We start from the raw sequence: 17,659 nt of genomic DNA on the forward strand, positions 1-17,659 counted from the left end.
ACTTGCATCGCTTGCGCATCGATTTCCCCGACGTCAGCCCGCCGCACCGCCCGAACCGGTGTGCAGCGTCGGTTGCGACAGGTGGACCAGCGCCACGGCCAGCACCAGCACGCCGGCGGGCAGCAGCAGCCACCCCACGGCCCACCCGGTCCGCACGAGCAGCGCCCCGGCCAGGCCGCCCGCGAACATCGACGCGACCGACAACACCGGGCGCCGCCAGGCCACCGTTCCGTATCCGAAGGCCCGGTCCCGGCCGATGGCCGAACCGCCGAGGAAGGCCGTCATGGAGCGGGTCACCAGGGTGGTCGGCACCCCGGGCAGGTTCACCCGCAGGCTCGTCACGTTCCGCATCCCCATCGCCAGTGACAGGAGCGCGGAGACGACCAGTTGGCGGCCCGTCGGAGCCCCGAAGCGCGGCGCCACCCCCCATCCGGCGGCCGCGGCCGACAGGAGCAGCACCGCCTCGGCCGACAGCCCGGTCACGAACCAGCGTCGGCCCCGGTCCTCCGTGAAGGCCTCCAGGCGGGCCCCGCACACCGCTCCGAGGGCGAACGCGGTCAGCGAGACGGCGGGTGCCAGCGCGGGCACCGGGCCCGCGTGGGCCACCCCGAAGGCCAGGAACAGCACGTTGCCCGTCTGCATCGCCGTGAAGACGGGCCCGAGCGCCAGCAGGCTGACCGCCTCGATCAGCCCGGTGACACCGGTCAGCACCAGGAACAGGACGGTCAGCGGCGGTCGCGGCGGACGGGCACCCAGGTTCATGAGGCCAGACAGTGACAGGTCCGGCCCGCCCGCCCGGCGCCGACATGCCGCAGGCACTAGGGTCCGCAGGGTGAGCGACCTGCTGCTGGTGAGGCACGGCGAGACGGCCTGGAGCGCGACCGGGCGGCACACCGGGCGCACCGACGTACCGCTGAACGCGCGCGGGGTCGAGGAGGCCATCTCGCTGGCCCCGTACTTCCAGGACCGCCACCCGGCCCTGGTGCTGACCAGCCCGCTGCGCCGGGCCGCCGCGACCGCCCGGCTGGCCGGGCTGAGCGGCGGCGTCACCGACCCCGACCTGTACGAATGGGACTACGGCGGCTACGAGGGGATCACCACCGCCGAGATCCTGCGCGGGCGCCCCGGCTGGTCGCTGTGGACCGACGGGGTACCGCCCGGCGACGAGGACCACCCCGGCGAGAACGCCGCCCAGGTCGGCGCCCGCGCGGACCGGGTACTGGCCCGGGCGGCCGACGTACTGCGCGCGGACGCGGGGAATGTCGTCCTGGTCGCCCACGCGCACCTGCTGCGGGTGCTGACCGCCCGCTACCTCGGTCTTCCGCCCGAGGCCGGACGGCTCTTCCTGCTCCGTACGGGCACCTTCAGCCGGCTGTCCACGGAGCACGGCCTCCCGGTCGTCGCCGGCTGGAACACCCGCCCCTGAGACATCCCCTGAGACATCTCCTCAGACGTCCCCCGGGACGCACCGAGCGCGCCCCGCCTCGCGCGCCGACCCGGTCTGCGTGACGATGCGTACATGGCCCAGGAAGATGCGGGCGCGGGCGCCGGCGCGGAAGCGGAAGCGGGGCTCAAAGCCAACGCGATCGGCTTCCTCGACGCGCTCGTCATCGGTTTGAACTCGACCTCCCCCGCCTACTCCCTGGCCGCGGTCATCGGGCCTATCGTCGCGCTCGCCGGCATCTACGCGCCGGGCGTCATGCTGGCCTCCTTCGTGCCGATGCTGCTGATCGCCGCCGCCTTCTACTACCTCAACAAGGTCGACCAGGACTGCGGGACGACGTTCTCGTGGGTCACGCGCGCCATGGGCCCCTGGGCCGGCTGGCTCGGCGGCTGGGCCATCGCGATGACCGGCGTCCTGGTCATCGGCTCGCTCGCGGACGTGGCCGTCCACTTCGGCCTGCTCGCCGCCGGCCTCGACGGCTGGGCCGCCAACGAGCTGATCCGCCAGGGCCTGACCGTGGTCGTGATCCTGGCCATGACGGCCGTCTGCGTCATCGGCACCGAGATGTCGGCCCGCCTCCAGGACGTGCTGATCCTCGCCCAGGTGTTCTTCCTGCTGGTCTTCTCCGTCGTCGCCCTCTACCGCGTCTACGCCGGCACCAGCAGCCTCGACGGGACCAGGCCCGCCCTCGAATGGCTCAACCCCTTCGGCGCGGGCGGGGCGGCCCTCACCGGCGGGCTGCTGCTCGGCGTCTTCATCTACTGGGGTTGGGAATCGGCGGTCAACCTCACCGAGGAGGTCGAGGACTCCGCCACCGCACCGGGCAAGGCCGGCATCTGGTCCACCGTCGTGCTCCTGGTGACGTACCTGTCCGTCGGCTTCGCGGTCGTCGGCTACGCCGGGACGGAGTTCCTCGCCCAGAACGCGGGCGAGGAGGAGGCCGTGTTCGCCGTCCTCGCGCACGAGGTCATGGGCGGCTGGGACTGGATCGTCCTCCTGGCCGTCTGCACCTCCGCCCTCGCCTCCACCCAGACCACGATCATCCCCGCGTCCCGCACCGCCCTGTCCATGGCCCGCCGGCACGCGCTGCCGCCGCACCTCGCGCACATCCACCCCAGGTTCCGGACCCCGGACGTGAGCACCTGGTGGGTGGCCGCCATCGCCATCGCCTGGTACCTCGTCGTCAACCAGATCAGCGAGAACGCGCTCCTGGACTCGCTGACCGCCCTCTCCCTGCTCATCGCCTTCTACTACGCGCTCACCGGCCTGGCCTGCGCCGTCTACTACCGCCGCCACCTGCTGGAGAGCGTGCACAACTTCCTGCTGATCGGTCTGGGGCCGGTCCTGGGCGCCGTTCTGCTGGCCTGGCTGCTGGTGGAGTCCGTCGCCGACATGTCGGACCCGTCGAACTCGGCGAGCGGGGTCTCCTGGTTCGGCCTCGGACCGCCGCTGGTCATCGGGATCGGCATCGCCGTCGTGGGCGTGCTGGTGATGTGCTTCTGGCGGGTCCGCGACGGCCGCTTCTGGCAGGAGCGGCGCAGTGTCGCCGACCCGGACCTCGTCCACGCGATCAAGAAGCCCTGAGGGGGAGGAGCCCCGATGTCCGTCGTCCTCGGCTACGACGAGTCGCCCGGCGCCGAGCGCGCCCTGCGGGTCGCCCTGGAGGTGGCCACCGCCTTCGGCGAGCCGCTCGTCCTCGTCTACGGGGCCGCCGCGCCGGGCTCCACGGGCGAGGAGTACCGCGCGCACCGCGAGGCCGTCCGCGAGGCCGGCCGCAGCGCGCTCGCCCGGGCCGTCGAGGCCGCCGACGAGGCGGGGGTCCCGTCCACGGTCGAGGTCGTGGACGAGAAGCCGGCCCAGGCCCTCCTCGACGCCGCCGAGCGCCACCAGGCGCGGGTGATCATCGTCGGCAGCTGGGGCGACAGCCCGATCCGCGGCGCCCTCCTCGGCTCCACCCCGCACAAGCTCCTGCACCTCTCCCCGGTCCCGGTCCTGTGCGTCCCGACCGAGCAGGGCCCGAGACCGTAGCGGAGGCCGCGGCCACCCTTCGCGCGCTGTCCCGCGCCGGCCTGGTCCAGTGGCATCCACTGGCCGAAGATCGCGAGGCCGGACTGTGCCAATGGCCCACCCCATGAGCGGAGAGTTGAGCCAACAGGCCTCCGGATGGTTATCTGTGTCTTATCCATGTATCTACGGCGCCACGCAGCGCCGGACGGCAACGAAGCCGCTCCGGACCGTGGCGCCTTCGCCGTGCCCTTCGCCGCCCACCACCCCCGGGCGACAGGCGGTCCGGCGTGTTCCATCGCAAGGGGGGCGGCACACCGCCGTGAAGAGGATGTTCGTGGCTCCGGATCCGGGGCGGGCAAGACTCAGGAACTCGTCCCGGGCCGTCATCGGCGTCGCCCTCGCCGTGCTGGCGGCCGAGCTCTGCGGGCTCTCGCTCGTCGCGTCGATCACCGGCGGACTGGCCGCCCTGCTGGCCCTCTTCACGGTCACCGACGCGACCGTGCGCGCCCAGCGGATCACCACCGTCCTGCTCCCGGCCGCCGGCTTCCCCGTCCTGGCCCTGGCCACCACCCTGCACGGGGCGCCGTTGGCCCGCGACGCGGCCTTCGTGGCCGTCGTGTTCGCCGGCGTCTACGCGCGGCGGTGGGGAGCACGGGGGCACGCCCTCGGCATCTTCGCCTTCATGAACTTCTTCATCACCCAGTTCCTGCACGCCCGGCCCGGGCAACTGCCCGAGCTGTACGCGGCCGTCGGACTGGCGCTGCTCTCGGCCGGAGCGGTGCGCTTCGTACTGTGGCCGATCGAGAAGCGCACCCCGCCCCCGGCCGCCCCGCCCGCGCCGCCCGGTACGGGGCTGGCCCGGCCGACCACCCGGCAGGCCTTCCAGGCCACCGCCGCCTGCGCCGTCGCGCTGTCCGTGGGCCAAGTGCTCTCCGAGGACCGCTGGTACTGGGCGGTCGGCACCGCCTGGTGGATCTTCGTCAACACCGCTTCGCGCGGCGAGACGCTGGTCCGCGGCTTCCGCCGGGTCCTCGGCACGGTGATCGGGATCGGCGCGGGCCTCCTGATCGCCATCCCGCTGCACGGGGCGCCCGCGCCCACGGCCGCCCTCGTGGCCGTGTGCGTCTTCGCGATCTTCTACACCGCCGCCGTCTCCTACAGCTGGATGATGCTGGCGGTCACCGTGATGGCGGGCCTGCTCTACGGACTGCTGGGCGTGCTCGACCCCGGCCTGCTCGTGCTGCGCCTGGAGGAGACGGCCGTCGGCGCGGTGTGCGCCGCGCTCGCCGTGGTCCTGGTCCTGCCGGTCACCACCCACGCGACGAACGACCTGTGGATCCGGCGCGCGCTGCGCTGCGTGCGCACCTGCACGGCCGAGGCCGCCGCGCGGCTCGCCGGCTCACCCGTCGCCGACCCCGCCCCGCACGCCGCGGAGCTGGAGCTCTGCCTGGGCCGCGTCAGGCTCTCGCTGGCCCCGCTGGTCCATCCGCTCAGCCCCTACCGCGGGCGCAAGGCCAGGGCCCGCCGCGTGCTGGCGCTGCTCGACGAATGCGCCGTCGAGGTGCGCGGGCTCGTCTCGGTGGCCGCGGACCCGGACGCCAGCCACGACGCCCGGCTCGCGGCGGCCTGCTGGCGGGTCGAGGCGGCCGTCGAGGCGCTGCTCCCGCCGGAAGCGGAAGCCGAACGCGGTTCGGCGGACCGGCAGACGGCCGCGGCGGGCCCCGGGCGGCCCGCGGCCGAGCCCGCGCTGGCGCATCTGCACGGCCTGGAGCGGCTCCTGGCCCAGCTCGACGGACCCCTGCGCAGCCCCTCGCGCTCCCCGCTGGTCGGCGCCTGACCGAAGGGCGCGGCGGACCGCGCGACGTGGGGTCGGGGGCCCGCGGCCACGAGCGGGAGGGAGAGCGGGAAGACGGGCGGATGGTACGCCGCGCCGCGCTCCGTCCGCAGTCATACCGGTGAAGATCACACGGAGGAGTGTTCCGGGCTCGCCTCCCGCACAGCGCTGACCTGCGGCCTGTACAACGGGTGATTGTTCATTGCACATTCATCCGGCATGGCCCCTTCATGTCACGCGGGGTGGATCTGGTCGGACAGGGGGTAACCGCCCGGAATGGAAATACTTCAACAGCGCTCCACCACCGCTCAGGTGTGGGAAGCGGCCGAGGAGTTCATCCGCCTGTTCCACCGGGAGAATCCGGACGCGGGTGATCCGCGCGAGCGGCTCGCCGCCGTGCGGGCCGAGCTGGCCGACACGGGCACGTACCGGCACACTCCCGAGGAGCTGGTGCACGGCGCCCGAGTGGCCTGGCGCAACAGCAACCGCTGCATAGGCAGGCTGTACTGGAACTCGCTGAGGGTCCGCGACCGCCGCGGGCTCACCGACGCGGGGGAGATCGCCGACGAGTGCTTCGAGCACCTGCGGGAGGCCACCAACGGCGGCCGGGTCCGGCCCACCATCACGGTCTTCGCCCCCGACGCCCCGGACCGTCCCGGACCGGTGATCTGGAGCGAGCAGCTGGTCCGCTACGCGGGCTACGGGGACCACCCCTCCATAACCGTCGGCGACGCCCGCAACGCCCCGCTCACCAGCGCGCTCCTCGAGCTGGGCTGGTCCCGCGGCGCCGGCACCCCCTTCGACCTCCTCCCGCTGGTCGTCCAGGGGGTCGACGACAAACCCCGATGGTTCGACGTCCCGGCGGACGCCGTACTGGAGGTGCCCATCGAGCACCCCGACGGGACGGACGGCGGGGACGGCTGGACGGACTGGGGCCTGCGCTGGCACGCGGTACCCGCGATCTCCAACATGTGCCTGGAGATCGGCGGCATCCACTATCCGGCTGCCCCCTTCAACGGCTGGTACATGGGCACCGAGATCGGCGCCCGCAACCTCGCCGACACCGACCGCTACAACCTCCTGCCGGCCGTCGCCCGGCGCATGGGCCTCGACACCGCCAGCGACCGCTCGCTCTGGAAGGACCGCGCGCTCGTCGAGCTCAACCGCGCGGTGCTGCACTCCTTCGACCGGGCCAAGGTCACCATCGCCGACCACCACACCGAGTCCAGGCGGTTCCTGACCCACGTGGAGAAGGAGGAGCGCAAGGGGCGCGACGTGGGCGCGGACTGGTCCTGGATCGTGCCGCCGATCTCCGGTTCGGCCACCCCGGTGTTCCACCGCACGTTCGAGGACAACCCGAGCGCGACGGCGTACGTTCACCATCCCGGCGCGCAGGAACGGGCCCAGGGACGGGACTTGGTCTAGACCCTTCTGTTACCGTCGCTCCCAGGGGGCACCTCCCAGCGGTAGCTGGGGGAGGATCCGGAACGGCTGAGAGGGGTCTCCCGTGGGCGACGCGAACAGTGGTGGGGGCGGCACGGACCGCACGCCCCCCGGCGGCGGACACCGGGCCTGGATCGGCTCGTTCACCTCGGGGGGCGGCCGCGGTGTCACCACCGCGGCCGTGGATCCGGCCACCGGAGCGCTGACCCCGCTCTCGGCCACGGACGCCGTCGCGGACCCCTCGTACCTCGCCCACGACCCGGGCGCCGGCGTGCTCTACGCCGTGAGCGAGACCGAACGCGGCGCGGTGGGAGCCTTCCGGACCACCGACGGGGGACTGACCGCCCTCGGCGCCGCCGTCCGCGTCGGCGGCGCCGGCCCCACCCACCTCAGCGTGGCCGGGCGCCGGCTGCTGACCGCCAACTACACCTCCGGCAGCGTCAGTAGCCTCCCGCTCGCCGCCGACGGCTCCGTCCACGGGCCGGCCTCCGTACTGGCCCACCACGGCTCGGGCCCCGACACCGGCCGGCAACGGGGCCCGCACGCCCACCAGGTGCTGCCCGACCCCACCGGCCGCTGGGTGCTCAGCGTCGACCTCGGCACCGACTCGGTACGGGTCTGCGCGCTCGACCCGGCCACCGGGGCGCTGCGCGTGCACGCCGAGACCGCCCTGCGCGCCGGGACCGGCCCCCGGCACCTCGCCTTCCACCCACTGGGCGCGGTGGTCTACGTACTGCACGAGCTGGATCCGCAGCTGACCGTCTGCCGCTGGAACGCGGAGTCCGGCGAGCTCCAACCGGTCGCCGAGGTTCCGGTCGCCTCCACGGGCGCTCCAGGGGCCGGAGCGGCCTACCCCTCGGCGGTCGTGGCCTCGCCCGACGGCCGTTTCGTGTGGGCCGCCGTCCGCGGCGCCGACACCATCGCCACCCTCTCCCTCGCCGGCGGCGCCGAGAAGCCGGAGCTCACGGGCACCGTGCCGTGCGGGGGCAGCTGGCCGCGCGACCTCGCCGCCGACCCGTCGGGGCGCAGGCTCTACGCGGCCAACGAGCGCTCCGGGGACGTCACCTGGTTCGACGTGGACCAGCTGACCGGGCAGCCGCGCCGGGCCGGCTCGGTGGCTGTCCCCGCCGCCACCTGCGTGGTCTTCGGCTGAGGCCGGGACCGGTCCCGGCCCCGGGTCCGGCCCCGTACGCGCGCATCGGCCCGCGCCCCGGAACTCCCGGGCGCGGGCCGATGCGTACGGCATGAGCGGGCGGGCGTCAGTGGGCGGCGCCCTGCGGGATGCCGAGGGCCGCGGAGTACTGCGCGACGGCGAGCTTGCCGAGCGCGGGATAGGCGCCGAGCACCTCGGCGGCGCCGCAGCCGGCCTCCTTGCAGGCGGTGTCGAGGAGCCCCTCGGTCGCCTCCGGGCCGATCAGGTAAGGGGCCAGCGCCAGCTGGGTGGAGCCCTCGCGGCGCAGCTGGTCGGCCGTGGCGGCCACCGAGCCCTCCTCGTCCAGCGCGGCGGCCATGACCGGCACCGCGAGGCGGGCGGCCAGCAGCATGCCGGTGATCCCGGCGGCCTTGACGGCCTCCTCGCCACCGGTGGTGCCCAGGACGATGCCGTCGGCGGCCGTGGTCACGCTGAAGAGCCGGGCCCGGTCGGCGCGGGCGAGCCCGGCCTCGGAGAGCCGCACGTGCAGGCCCTCGGCGAGCAGCGGGTGCGGGCCGAGCGCGTCGGCCAGCTCGGCGGCGGCCGAGGAGTCCATCAGGGCCTGGCGCATGCGGCGCAGCAGGTCCCCGTCGGGGCCGGCCAGCAGGGGCACGACCACGGCGTCGGGTCCGGTCGGCGCGGGCACCTCGTGCCCGGCGGCGCGGGCGAACTCCGCGCGTGCGGCACGGTCCCGCGCGACGGCGGTCAGCACGCCCGACAGGGACGGGAACTCGGTGGCGTCGTCACCGTCGAGGAAACCGACGCGCGCGTCCAGGCCGGGCAGCTCGGACCGGCCGATGCTGATGATCTCTTCCGCGAGCCCCAACGAGGAGGCCGAAGGGGCACCGGGCACGGCGAGCACCAGCGCGGGCGCGCCCTCGGGCGCCACCGCGGGCTCGGGCCGGCGGTGCCGTCCGGTCTGGCGGGGTCGCGGCATTCGTACGGGCAGGCCATTTGCGGGCCCAGTGGGGGAGCTCATGGCGCCGCATGCTACTGGCTTATCGGAACCGGGTGTTCGGGCAGGGCCTTATCGGGCGGCATCTGTCCGTATTTATCCAAGGAATGTCGTATACGCTTCAACCGTTCGGTCACCCAGGCGGCCCGCCCGGTCACCCGCCCGGTCACCCGTCCGGTCAACCGGCGGCGGGCAGCCGCCAGTCCACGGGCTGCGCGCCCTGGCGGACCAGCAGGTCGTTGGTCCTGCTGAACGGCCTGGAGCCGAAGAACCCGTTGTCCGCGGACATGGGGGAGGGGTGCACCGACTCCACGGCCGGCAGCTCGCCCAGCAGCGGCCGCAGATTGCGGGCCTCGCGCCCCCACAACACCGACACCAAGGGCTTCCCGCGCGCCGCGAGCGCGCGGATGGCCTGCTCGGTCACGGCCTCCCAGCCCTTGCCGCGGTGGGCGTTGGGCTTGCGCGGGGCCGTGGTGAGCGAGCGGTTGAGCAGCAGGACGCCCTGCCGGGTCCACGGGGTCAGATCCCCGCTCCGGGGCCGGCCCGTCCCGAGGTCGGCGTGCAGCTCGCGGAAGATGTTGTCCAGGCTCGGTGGCCACGGGCTCACTTCGGGCGCCACCGAGAAGGAGAGGCCGATCGCGTGCCCCGGTGTCGGGTACGGGTCCTGCCCGACGATCAGCACCTTCACCTCGTCGAAGGGCTGCTGGAACGCACGCAGGACGTTCGCTCCGGCCGGGACGTAGGTCCGGCCCGCCGCGATCTCCGCGCGCAGGAAGTCGCCCATGGCGGCGATCTGCGTCGCCACCGGCTCCAGAGCGCGGGCCCAGCCCGGCTCGACGATCTCGTTCAACGGTCGTGATGCCACGGGCGATCACTCTACTGGCCCAGTCCGCGTCCCGGCACCGCCGCCCCCGCGCGCGGCCGTTGTCGGTTCGATACCCGTTCGCAACGCCATCGAGTGGTCCAACTCCCCTTCCCGAACGTCACATCCAGCACCGATGACGTTCAAGGGAGACGGAATGAAGCTCCATGGGGGCCGCAGGAGAACGTACGGCAGGCTGATCGCCGCGCTCGCCGCCGGCGGCGTACTGCTGACCGGCTGCCGAGGCGCGGGCCTGTCCTTTATACTCATCTCCGGGCCCACGAGACACCGCGTCCCACCGGGATATACGCAGGGAGGTGCGGCGGGAGCGTCATATGTGTCTAAGGGAGAGCGCGGGGGCCGCGGGGGGCGAGGGCTGGCCTCCCCCGCCGCCCGCGGCCCCCGCGTACGGGACCGGCGGCGGCGAGGGCGGCGGCGCCTGGGGCGTGCCCCTGACCGCCGAAGGCAGCCCGCAGCCCAAGCCGAAGGGCAAGGGCGGCCTGATCGCCGGCGTGCTCGCGGCGGCCCTCCTCGCGGGCGGCGTCGGCGGCGGCGTCGGCTACTGGGCCGCGGAGCGCAGCTCCGACGGCTCCGGCTCGACCACGGTCAGCGCCGGCAACACCCCCAAGGACCTCAAGCGGGACTCGGGCTCCGTCGCGGGGCTGGCCGCCGGCGCGCTGCCAAGCGTCGTCACCATCGAGGCCTCGGCCGGGGACGGCGAGGGCGGCACCGGCACCGGCTTCGTCTACGACCAGCAGGGCCACATCCTCACCAACAACCACGTCGTCGCCTCCGCGGCCAACGGCGGCAAGCTCAGCGCCACGTTCTCCGACGGCAAGAAGTACGACGCCGAGGTCGTCGGCCGGGCCCAGGGGTACGACGTCGCCGTCATCAAGCTGAAGAACCCGCCGTCCGGGCTCAAGCCGCTGCCGCTCGGCGACTCCGACAAGGTCGCGGTCGGCGACTCGACCATCGCGATCGGCGCCCCGTTCGGCCTGTCGAACACGGTCACCACCGGCATCGTCAGCGCCAAGAACCGCCCCGTCGCCTCCGGTGACGGCTCCGGCGGCAAGAACTCGTACATGAGCGCCCTGCAGACGGACGCCTCCATCAACCCGGGCAACTCCGGCGGCCCGCTCCTCGACAGCCGCGGCGCGGTCATCGGCATCAACTCCGCGATCCAGTCGGCGGGCAACGGCGGCTTCGGCGGCGGCCAGGCCGGCTCCATCGGCCTCGGTTTCGCCATCCCGGTCAACCAGGCGAAGAACGTCGCCGAATCGCTGATCAAGACCGGCAAGCCGGTCTACCCGATCATCTCGGTCTCCGTGGACCTCGCGGCCAAGACCGACGGCGCCAAGATCTCCGAGACGGGCGCGGCCGCCAACGAGCTGGTCGACCCGAACGGCCCGGCCGGCAAGGCGGGCCTGAAGCCCGGCGACATCATCACCGAGCTCGGCGGCAAGCCGATCGACAGCGGCCCGACCCTGATCAGCGAGATCTGGACGTACAAGCCGGGCGACACGGTGAAGCTGACCTACCTGCGCGGCGGCAAGCCGACCACGGTCGACATCACCCTCGGCTCGCGGGTGGGCGACAAGTAGTCCGTACGCGACACGCAACTGGCTTGATGGGAGGGGCCGCAGGCGGGATTCCGCCTGCGGCCCCTCCCAACATCCGCTTATGCTTCCAGCGTGTTCGATACGCGGCACATACGGACGTTCCACGAGGTGGTCACCTCCGGGTCCTACTCGGCCGCCGCCCGAGTGCTGGGGTACACCCAGCCCGCGATCACCCAGCAGATGAAGGCGCTCGAACGCGCCGCGGGCACCCCGCTGTTCACCCGCGTCGGGCGCCGCATGCAGCTCACCGAGGCCGGGGAGTCCATGGCCCGGCACGCCGAGTCCATACTCGCCGGCCTCTCCGCCGCCGAGGCCCAGCTCCAGGCGTACGCCCGGCTGCGCACCGGCCGCGTCCGGCTGTGCGGCTTCCCCAGCGCCAACGTCACCCTGGTCCCGGAGGCCCTCAGCAGCCTGGCCAAGGAGCACCCGGGCATCCAGGTCGAACTGCTGGAGCAGGAGCCGCCGGACTCCCTGCGCAGGCTCGAGCGCGGCGAGTGCGACATCACCCTGGCCTTCACCTATCCCGGGCTGCACGAGCAGGTCCCCGACGAGGTCTCCGAGGTCAAGCTGCTGGAGGACCAACTGACGGTGCTGCTGCCGACCGGCCACCCGCTGGCCCGCCGGCGGGCCGTGCACCTCGCGGACCTCGCCGGGGAGCGGTGGATCGCGGGCTGCCCGCGCTGCCGGGCGAACCTCCTGCACGAGTGCGCGGAGCTGGGCTTCGTCCCCGACATCCGCTTCGCCACCGATGACAACCTGGTGGTGCAGAGCCTGGTCGCGCAGGGCCTCGGCGTGGCCATGATGCCCGCCCTGGTGCTGCCCTCGCTCTCCTTGAGCAGGGCGTGCGGGCGGGTGCTGGAGCCGGCCGCACGCCGCCACATCGCCGCCTACGTGTACCGCGACCACGCGCGGATCCCGGCGACGGCGGCGGTGCTCGACGCCCTGCGCCGGGTGGCCTCGAACCGCGTGGGCTGCTGAGCGGGCCACCGCGCCTTCCCGTCCCCGCGGACGCGTCAACCCATAAGCAGATCTTCGGAGTTCGGCTCAGAACTGTCGTTGGACGTGATGGGCAGGCTCACCGACGCTCCGGGTATGACCACCACCACGCCGGCCCGTACGACCGCGAGGACGGCCGCCCTCGTCAGTGAGATCCGCACGGTCGTGAACCGCGGGCTCGCCCCGGACCTGACCGCCTACCTGGTCGGCGAACGGCTCGCCCCGCACCTGGGGACGACCGGTCTGCTCACCCCCGCGCAGCGCGAGGGCCACCCCGACCGCTACCGGCAGCACATCCTGCACGCGGAGCCGGACGGCAGCTTCTCGGTGGTGGCCCTGGTGTGGCTGCCGGGTCAGGAGACCGCCATCCACGACCACGTCTCGTGGTGCGTGGCCGGGGTGCACGAGGGCGAGGAAAGCGAGCTCCGCTACCGCCTCGCCCCCGCCACGGCGACCGGGGGCGCCCGGCTGGTGGCGACCGAGCAGGTGGTCAACGGAATCGGCGACGTCTGCGGCTTCGCCCCGCCCGGCGACATCCACAGGGTCCGCAACTCCTGCGCCACGAAGGCGATATCCCTCCACGTGTACGGCGCCGACGTCGCCCGCCTGGGCAGCAGCGTCCGCCGTGTCTACACGCTCCCGGCCGACTGATGGCCCTGCTGAACCGCCCGGTGAGCGGGGCGGGATCGCTGACCCGGCGCGTTGTTTCACGTGAAACATCCACACCGTGGCCCGGGTTGGGGCTCGCGGGAGCCGGAGTGCTGGTCGCCTGGTCGCTGCACCGGCTCGTGCCCGGGGTGCCGATGCTGACCGCCTCGGTCGTGCTCGGGATCGCCGCGGCGCACCTCCCGCGGCTCCGGAGCTTCGTACGGGGCTCCGCGCGCCCGGGCCTCTCCTTGGCGGGGCGCCGGCTGATGCGGATCGGCATCGTCCTGCTGGGCCTGGCGCTGGGCCTGGACCAGGTGCTCCGGCTGGGCTGGGCCACGGTGGCGATGGTGGCCGGCGTGGTCGCCGCCACCTTCCTCGGCACCCTCTGGCTCGGCCGCCGACTGGGACTCCCCGGCGACCAGCCCCTGCTGATCGCCACCGGGTACTCGATCTGTGGGGCCTCGGCCATCGGCGCGGTCAGCGAGGTGTCCGGCAGCGACGAGGAGGACGTGGCCTCCTCCGTCGCCCTGGTCACCCTGTGCGGCACCCTTGCCATCGCCGTGCTCCCCCTCCTGCAAGCCCCGTTGGGACTCTCGGACCCGGAGTTCGGCCGCTGGGTGGGAGCGAGCGTCCACGACGTCGGCCAGGTGGTCGCGACCGCCCAGACGGCCGGCCCGGGAGCGCTCGGCGAAGCGGTGCTGGTCAAGCTGATGCGGGTGGCCATGCTGGCCCCGCTCGTGGCCGCGGTGGCCTTCTCCGTACGGGCCCGCAGGCGCGGGGTGCGCACCGCCTCGGGCCGCCGGCCGGCCCCCGTACCGCTGTTCGTGGCCGGCTTCCTGGCGGCGGCCGTGCTGCGCGCCACCGGGGTGCTGCCCGACGCGGCACTGGAGTGGGCGCACACCGCGCAGGAGCTGCTGCTGGCGGCCGCCCTGTTCGGCCTGGGCAGCGCGGTCCACCTGCCCACCCTGTCCCGTACCGGCGGCCGGGCCGCCCTGCTGGGCCTCGGGGCCTGGATCATGGTGGCCGGGGTCTCGTACGCGGGGGTCCTCCTCACCGCGTGAGCCCGGAACGGAACGGAGTTGGCCAATTCCTGGCCGGAACCGACCGAACGTTCCGACTGCTGCCTGACATCTCGACCCCGGCGTGCCACTCTGCCCCCGATCCGCACCGACAACTCTTCATCCGGGCACGGCAGAAGGAGTCATTGCGTGAATCGTCATCGGACAGCCGTATCGGTCTTACTCGCGGCGGGCGCCCTGATCGCGGGAGCCCTGACGCCGGCCTCCGCCTCGGCCGCCGCCGAGCACCCGTCCTCGTTCCGGCAGCAGCAGACCCAGGGGTTCTGGACCGCGGCGCGCATGCGCGCCGCCACCCCGCTGGACCTCACGGCGGCCCCGGGCACCGGCCGCGTGGCGCCGACCGCCGCGGCCGGCGCCACGACGATCGCCCCGACGCCGCCGAGCGCCGCCTCAGGAGCCTTCGCCACGGCCTCACCCCCGGCCTCCCCCACGGCCTTCCCGCAGGCGGGCGGCCCCTGGACGGGCGGCGGGGCGGTCGTGAAGACCTCGGGCCGGGTCTTCTTCACCCTCGGTGACCGCACGGCCTCCTGCTCCGGCGACTCGATCACCAGCGCCAACGGCAGCACGGTGATCACCGCCGGCCACTGCGTGAAGTATCAGGGCGCCTGGCACACCAACTGGATCTTCGTTCCGGCGTACAACAACGGCAACGCGCCCTACGGCCAGTGGCCGGCCACCAAGACTTTCGCGACCGACCAGTGGGCGGCGAGCGAGGACATGAACATGGACGTCGGCCTCGCGGTCGTCGCCCCGCTGAACGGCCAGAAGCTCAGCCAGGTCGTCGGCGCCCAGGGCATCGTGTTCAACGGGGGCTACAACAAGAAGATGTACTCGTTCGGCTTCCCGGCGGCGGCCCCGTACGACGGCACCAAGCTCGTCTACTGCAGCGCCAACACGGGCAAGGACTTCCTGCTGACCAAGGACCACAGCATGTCCTGCAACATGACCGGCGGCTCGAGCGGCGGCCCCTGGTTCCAGGACTTCAACGAGGCCACGGGCCTGGGCACGCAGGCCTCGGTGAACAGCTTCGGCTACACCTTCCTGCCCAACCGCATGTACGGCCCGTACTTCGGCAACGAGGCGAAGGCCGCCTACGACAAGGCCCAGACCGCCTGACGCCCTCGAAATCCCCAGCGCCACCCACCCCCACCGCCCGGTACTCTGTACCCGCCAGGTGGGTTGCCCGAGCGGCCTAAGGGAACGGTCTTGAAAACCGTCGTGGCGCGAGTCACCGTGGGTTCAAATCCCACACCCACCGCAGCAGGCGGGGCCGAGGCCCGGCTCGGAAGGGGTGCCACCGATCAGGTGGCACCCCTTCTGCGTGCGGTCGTCCGCTGGAGTCAGCCGAACCAGACGACGAGGCGGACGCCCTCGTCTCCGTGCAGGCCCGCCAGGGTGCGCATGACCGCCCAGACGGCGCCCCAGTCGCTGTCTGGCACGGCGTCCTTGCGCCGGAGGCGGGCTACGCGGAAGAGGCGGTCGTCGTCGGGCCACTCGGTGCCCTCCGGGTAGGTGCGGCCCGCGCGGTAGAGGGCTTGCGGGTCGGTGATGCCGGCGAGCACGGCGAAGCGGGCGAGGTCGCTGTTCCTGCCGTACAGCTCCCAGCCGCCGTCGGGGCCGCGGTGGTACTCGTGGACGCAATCGTCGACCTCGTTCGCGACCTCGTCCCAGTCCACGGCCGCGAGCTCGGCCCAGGTGATCCAGGACGCGCCCCTCGAATCCGAGCCCCACGACTCGACGGCGGCGCGGCTTTCCGCGGACGCGTCCGGAGGGAGGCCCCGGCAGTCGGCGAGCGGGCGGAAGGAGGTGGTGTCGCGCACACCGAACAGGGATCCGAAGGCGACGTAGGAGCGGCCGTTGTAGAGGTCCGAGATGTCGGCGGCCTTGTTCCAGCTGCGGTCGTCCTCGTCCAGCCAGCGGTCCCATCGGCACTCGATGAACCCGTAGATGTCAGTTCCCATGCCCGGAATTGTTCGCCACCGGATGCAGGCCCGCGAGGAGTTTTCCGGCTCGGAAGGGTGGTACGAGACCTGATCGCGGCCGTGCGGGCGGCGATGCCCGGGTTCTCGGAAGCATCGGGTCCGGGCCGACCGGGCAGGTCACGGAGACGCCTGGAGCGGAACGGGGCGGGCAGTAGTCCTTGAGCGTGATCGATTTCCCGGCCTTCTGGATGGCGCATCTCGTGCTCGTATCACGCGAAGCCCGTCCGGTGGTCTCCGCTGGCGGCAGCGAGTTCCCGTGCGAGGACGTACGCGCCGAGCAGGGCCAGGCTCGTGCCCTGTCCCGACGCGGATGAGGCGCAGTACGCGGAGTCGCCGACCAGGGCGGTGCGGCCCTTCGACCAGTGCCCGGGTGTTGGAGTGCAGGCCGTCGGCGCCGACGACCAGGTCGAAGACGCGGTGCGTGCCGCTGTCGAAACACCACCTCGACGCCGCCGGCTCCGTCGAGTGCGGGCTTGTGAGTGGATGTCAACATCCAGCCAGGGGTGGGGAGATGGGGTTCGTTTTCGGTCGGGCGCGACGGGCTCGCGGGAGTGATCTCTAGGGTGCAAATCGGGAGATTAGTCCCTTTGGGTGGTGTTTGTCGGAAGATCGGCGCGGGGCATGGAGTCGCTCCGGTTGCGCTCGCATCATGACGAATGTATTCAGATCCGCCCGTCGGAACATCGCGAAATGAGGGAACCGTCATGGCTCACCGCAGCACCATCACGTCGATCTGGACCACCGTCCTCGCAGCGCTCGTGGCCCTCTTCGCGGCCCTCGGCCTCGGTGGCAAGGCCGCTCCCGTCGCCGCCTCCTCCGCCTCGTCCTCCACCGCCCCCACCACCGCCGCCACCGCGACCCGGCCGGCCCTCATGGCCCGGCGGACCTGGCGGGCCATGATGCGCGGCGGCTCGCTCCCGCCCACCATCAAGCAGCGCATCCGCGCCGAGGCGCACGGCAAGACCCCGTCCGTCCGCCGCTCGACCACCGCCGCCGCCCTCGCCGCCGCGACTGCCCCCTCCGCTTCCCCTTCCGTCTCCGGTGTGGCCGAGAGTGACCGCGCCGCCGCGATCGCCGCCGCCGTCCGGGTCGGAGCAGCCCGCCGGGAGATGGCGCTCGCCGCGTAGGGAAACGGAAGCGTACGGCTCAGCACGGCGCATCACAGCGCATCGCAGCTCATCACAGCGCGGCACCGGACCGTACGGCGCAGCGCGGCAGTGGACAGCACGGCATCACATGACGCAGCACCGCACGACGTGACGCAGCACCGCGTCACATGACGCAGTACCGCATGACATGACATGCATGACGCAGTACGCACGAGCGAGACAGCAGGCGCTGGAGCCCGGTCGGTCGGTGTGAGCAGGCCGCGACCGTGGATCGCGCCGCGTGGGTGCCCCGGAGCGGGGCACAGAGGAATGGCCCCGGCGGGCGCCGGGGGCGTGCAGGGGGCGTGAAGCTTGGTGGGGCAGGGCCGCAGGCCCGGGAGACCTTGGGGTTCCCGGACGCAGCGGCCCCTTTCGGCATGTCCGGGGTGTGCCCGGGACGGGGCGGTTTGGCGGAACGCTTCGCCCCTTGAGCGGCGGCGGTTTCACGGG

At 73.1% G+C, this 17,659-nt stretch carries 16 protein-coding genes, 1 tRNA gene and 1 pseudogene; 13 read left to right on the plus strand and 5 right to left on the minus strand.

The window, feature by feature from the left end; genetic code table 11:
* Positions 1-33: 33 nt before the first annotated feature.
* Positions 34-762 carry a YoaK family protein gene (locus tag DRB89_RS20210; RefSeq protein ID WP_112449692.1) on the minus strand — a complete coding sequence of 243 codons (729 nt, stop codon included), beginning with the start codon at positions 760-762 and terminating at the stop codon, positions 34-36.
* A gap of 70 nt (positions 763-832) precedes the next feature.
* On the opposite strand from DRB89_RS20210, the gene DRB89_RS20215 reads away from it, so the two are divergent.
* From DRB89_RS20215 to DRB89_RS20240, 6 genes are all read left to right on the plus strand, one after another.
* Positions 833-1,426 carry a histidine phosphatase family protein gene (locus tag DRB89_RS20215; protein ID WP_112449693.1) on the plus strand — a complete coding sequence of 198 codons (594 nt, stop codon included), beginning with the start codon at positions 833-835 and terminating at the stop codon, positions 1,424-1,426.
* Between the two features lie 93 nt (positions 1,427-1,519).
* Complete coding sequence (locus tag DRB89_RS20220; RefSeq protein ID WP_112449694.1) at positions 1,520-3,028, plus strand: APC family permease; 1,509 nt, start codon at positions 1,520-1,522, stop codon at positions 3,026-3,028.
* A gap of 15 nt (positions 3,029-3,043) precedes the next feature.
* Positions 3,044-3,472 carry a universal stress protein gene (locus tag DRB89_RS20225; RefSeq protein WP_112449695.1) on the plus strand — a complete coding sequence of 143 codons (429 nt, stop codon included), beginning with the start codon at positions 3,044-3,046 and terminating at the stop codon, positions 3,470-3,472.
* A 307-nt stretch (positions 3,473-3,779) separates the two neighbouring features.
* Positions 3,780-5,288 (plus strand): FUSC family protein, encoded by a 1,509-nt coding sequence (locus tag DRB89_RS20230; protein WP_112449696.1) that lies wholly within the window; start codon positions 3,780-3,782, stop codon positions 5,286-5,288.
* A 273-nt stretch (positions 5,289-5,561) separates the two neighbouring features.
* The gene (locus tag DRB89_RS20235; protein WP_112449697.1) at positions 5,562-6,710 is read left to right on the plus strand and encodes a nitric oxide synthase oxygenase; all 1,149 of its coding nucleotides are present in this window, start codon (positions 5,562-5,564) and stop codon (positions 6,708-6,710) included.
* 82 nt (positions 6,711-6,792) lie between these two features.
* Positions 6,793-7,881: a lactonase family protein gene (locus DRB89_RS20240; protein WP_112449698.1), complete on the plus strand. Its 1,089-nt coding sequence runs from the start codon at positions 6,793-6,795 to the stop codon at positions 7,879-7,881.
* Positions 7,882-7,987: 106 nt separating this feature from the next.
* On the opposite strand, the gene DRB89_RS20245 is transcribed toward DRB89_RS20240, so the two are convergent.
* Both DRB89_RS20245 and DRB89_RS20250 read right to left on the minus strand, forming a co-directional pair.
* Positions 7,988-8,899 (minus strand): hypothetical protein, encoded by a 912-nt coding sequence (locus tag DRB89_RS20245; RefSeq protein ID WP_112449699.1) that lies wholly within the window; start codon positions 8,897-8,899, stop codon positions 7,988-7,990.
* 154 nt (positions 8,900-9,053) lie between these two features.
* Positions 9,054-9,740, minus strand: a complete 687-nt coding sequence (locus DRB89_RS20250; protein WP_112449700.1) for a uracil-DNA glycosylase — start codon at positions 9,738-9,740, stop codon at positions 9,054-9,056.
* Positions 9,741-10,072: 332 nt separating this feature from the next.
* Here DRB89_RS20250 and DRB89_RS20255 point away from each other — a divergent pair, with 332 nt between their 5' ends.
* From DRB89_RS20255 to DRB89_RS20280, 6 genes are all read left to right on the plus strand, one after another.
* Positions 10,073-11,338 carry a trypsin-like peptidase domain-containing protein gene (locus DRB89_RS20255; protein ID WP_112463371.1) on the plus strand — a complete coding sequence of 422 codons (1,266 nt, stop codon included), beginning with the start codon at positions 10,073-10,075 and terminating at the stop codon, positions 11,336-11,338.
* Positions 11,339-11,428: 90 nt separating this feature from the next.
* On the plus strand, positions 11,429-12,334 hold the full coding sequence (locus tag DRB89_RS20260) for a LysR family transcriptional regulator (protein ID WP_112452672.1): 906 nt from the start codon (positions 11,429-11,431) through the stop codon (positions 12,332-12,334).
* Between the two features lie 114 nt (positions 12,335-12,448).
* The gene (locus DRB89_RS20265; RefSeq protein WP_112452673.1) at positions 12,449-13,003 is read left to right on the plus strand and encodes a cysteine dioxygenase family protein; all 555 of its coding nucleotides are present in this window, start codon (positions 12,449-12,451) and stop codon (positions 13,001-13,003) included.
* Positions 13,003-14,061 (plus strand): putative sulfate exporter family transporter, encoded by a 1,059-nt coding sequence (locus DRB89_RS20270; protein ID WP_112452674.1) that lies wholly within the window; start codon positions 13,003-13,005, stop codon positions 14,059-14,061. Before DRB89_RS20265 ends, DRB89_RS20270 begins: the two co-directional genes overlap by 1 nt.
* Positions 14,062-14,208: 147 nt before the next feature.
* The gene (locus DRB89_RS20275) at positions 14,209-15,195 is read left to right on the plus strand and encodes a peptidase (RefSeq protein ID WP_112452675.1); all 987 of its coding nucleotides are present in this window, start codon (positions 14,209-14,211) and stop codon (positions 15,193-15,195) included.
* A 57-nt stretch (positions 15,196-15,252) separates the two neighbouring features.
* Positions 15,253-15,337 (plus strand) — tRNA-Ser (locus tag DRB89_RS20280).
* Positions 15,338-15,419: 82 nt separating this feature from the next.
* Here the strand turns inward: DRB89_RS20280 and DRB89_RS20285 are convergent.
* A complete protein-coding gene (locus DRB89_RS20285; RefSeq protein WP_112446772.1) occupies positions 15,420-16,040 on the minus strand; it encodes a hypothetical protein in 621 nt (206 codons plus the stop codon).
* 233 nt (positions 16,041-16,273) lie between these two features.
* Positions 16,274-16,630: pseudogene (locus DRB89_RS43755) on the minus strand (FAD-dependent monooxygenase); the annotation flags it as partial.
* Positions 16,631-16,765: 135 nt separating this feature from the next.
* Here DRB89_RS43755 and DRB89_RS43050 point away from each other — a divergent pair.
* On the plus strand, positions 16,766-17,188 hold the full coding sequence (locus DRB89_RS43050) for a DUF6344 domain-containing protein (protein WP_162688407.1): 423 nt from the start codon (positions 16,766-16,768) through the stop codon (positions 17,186-17,188).
* Positions 17,189-17,659: the final 471 nt, after the last annotated feature.

Origin of the sequence: Streptomyces sp. ICC4 (assembly GCF_003287915.1) — a bacterium.
In the GTDB taxonomy this organism is placed as follows: domain Bacteria; phylum Actinomycetota; class Actinomycetes; order Streptomycetales; family Streptomycetaceae; genus Streptomyces; species Streptomyces tritrimontium.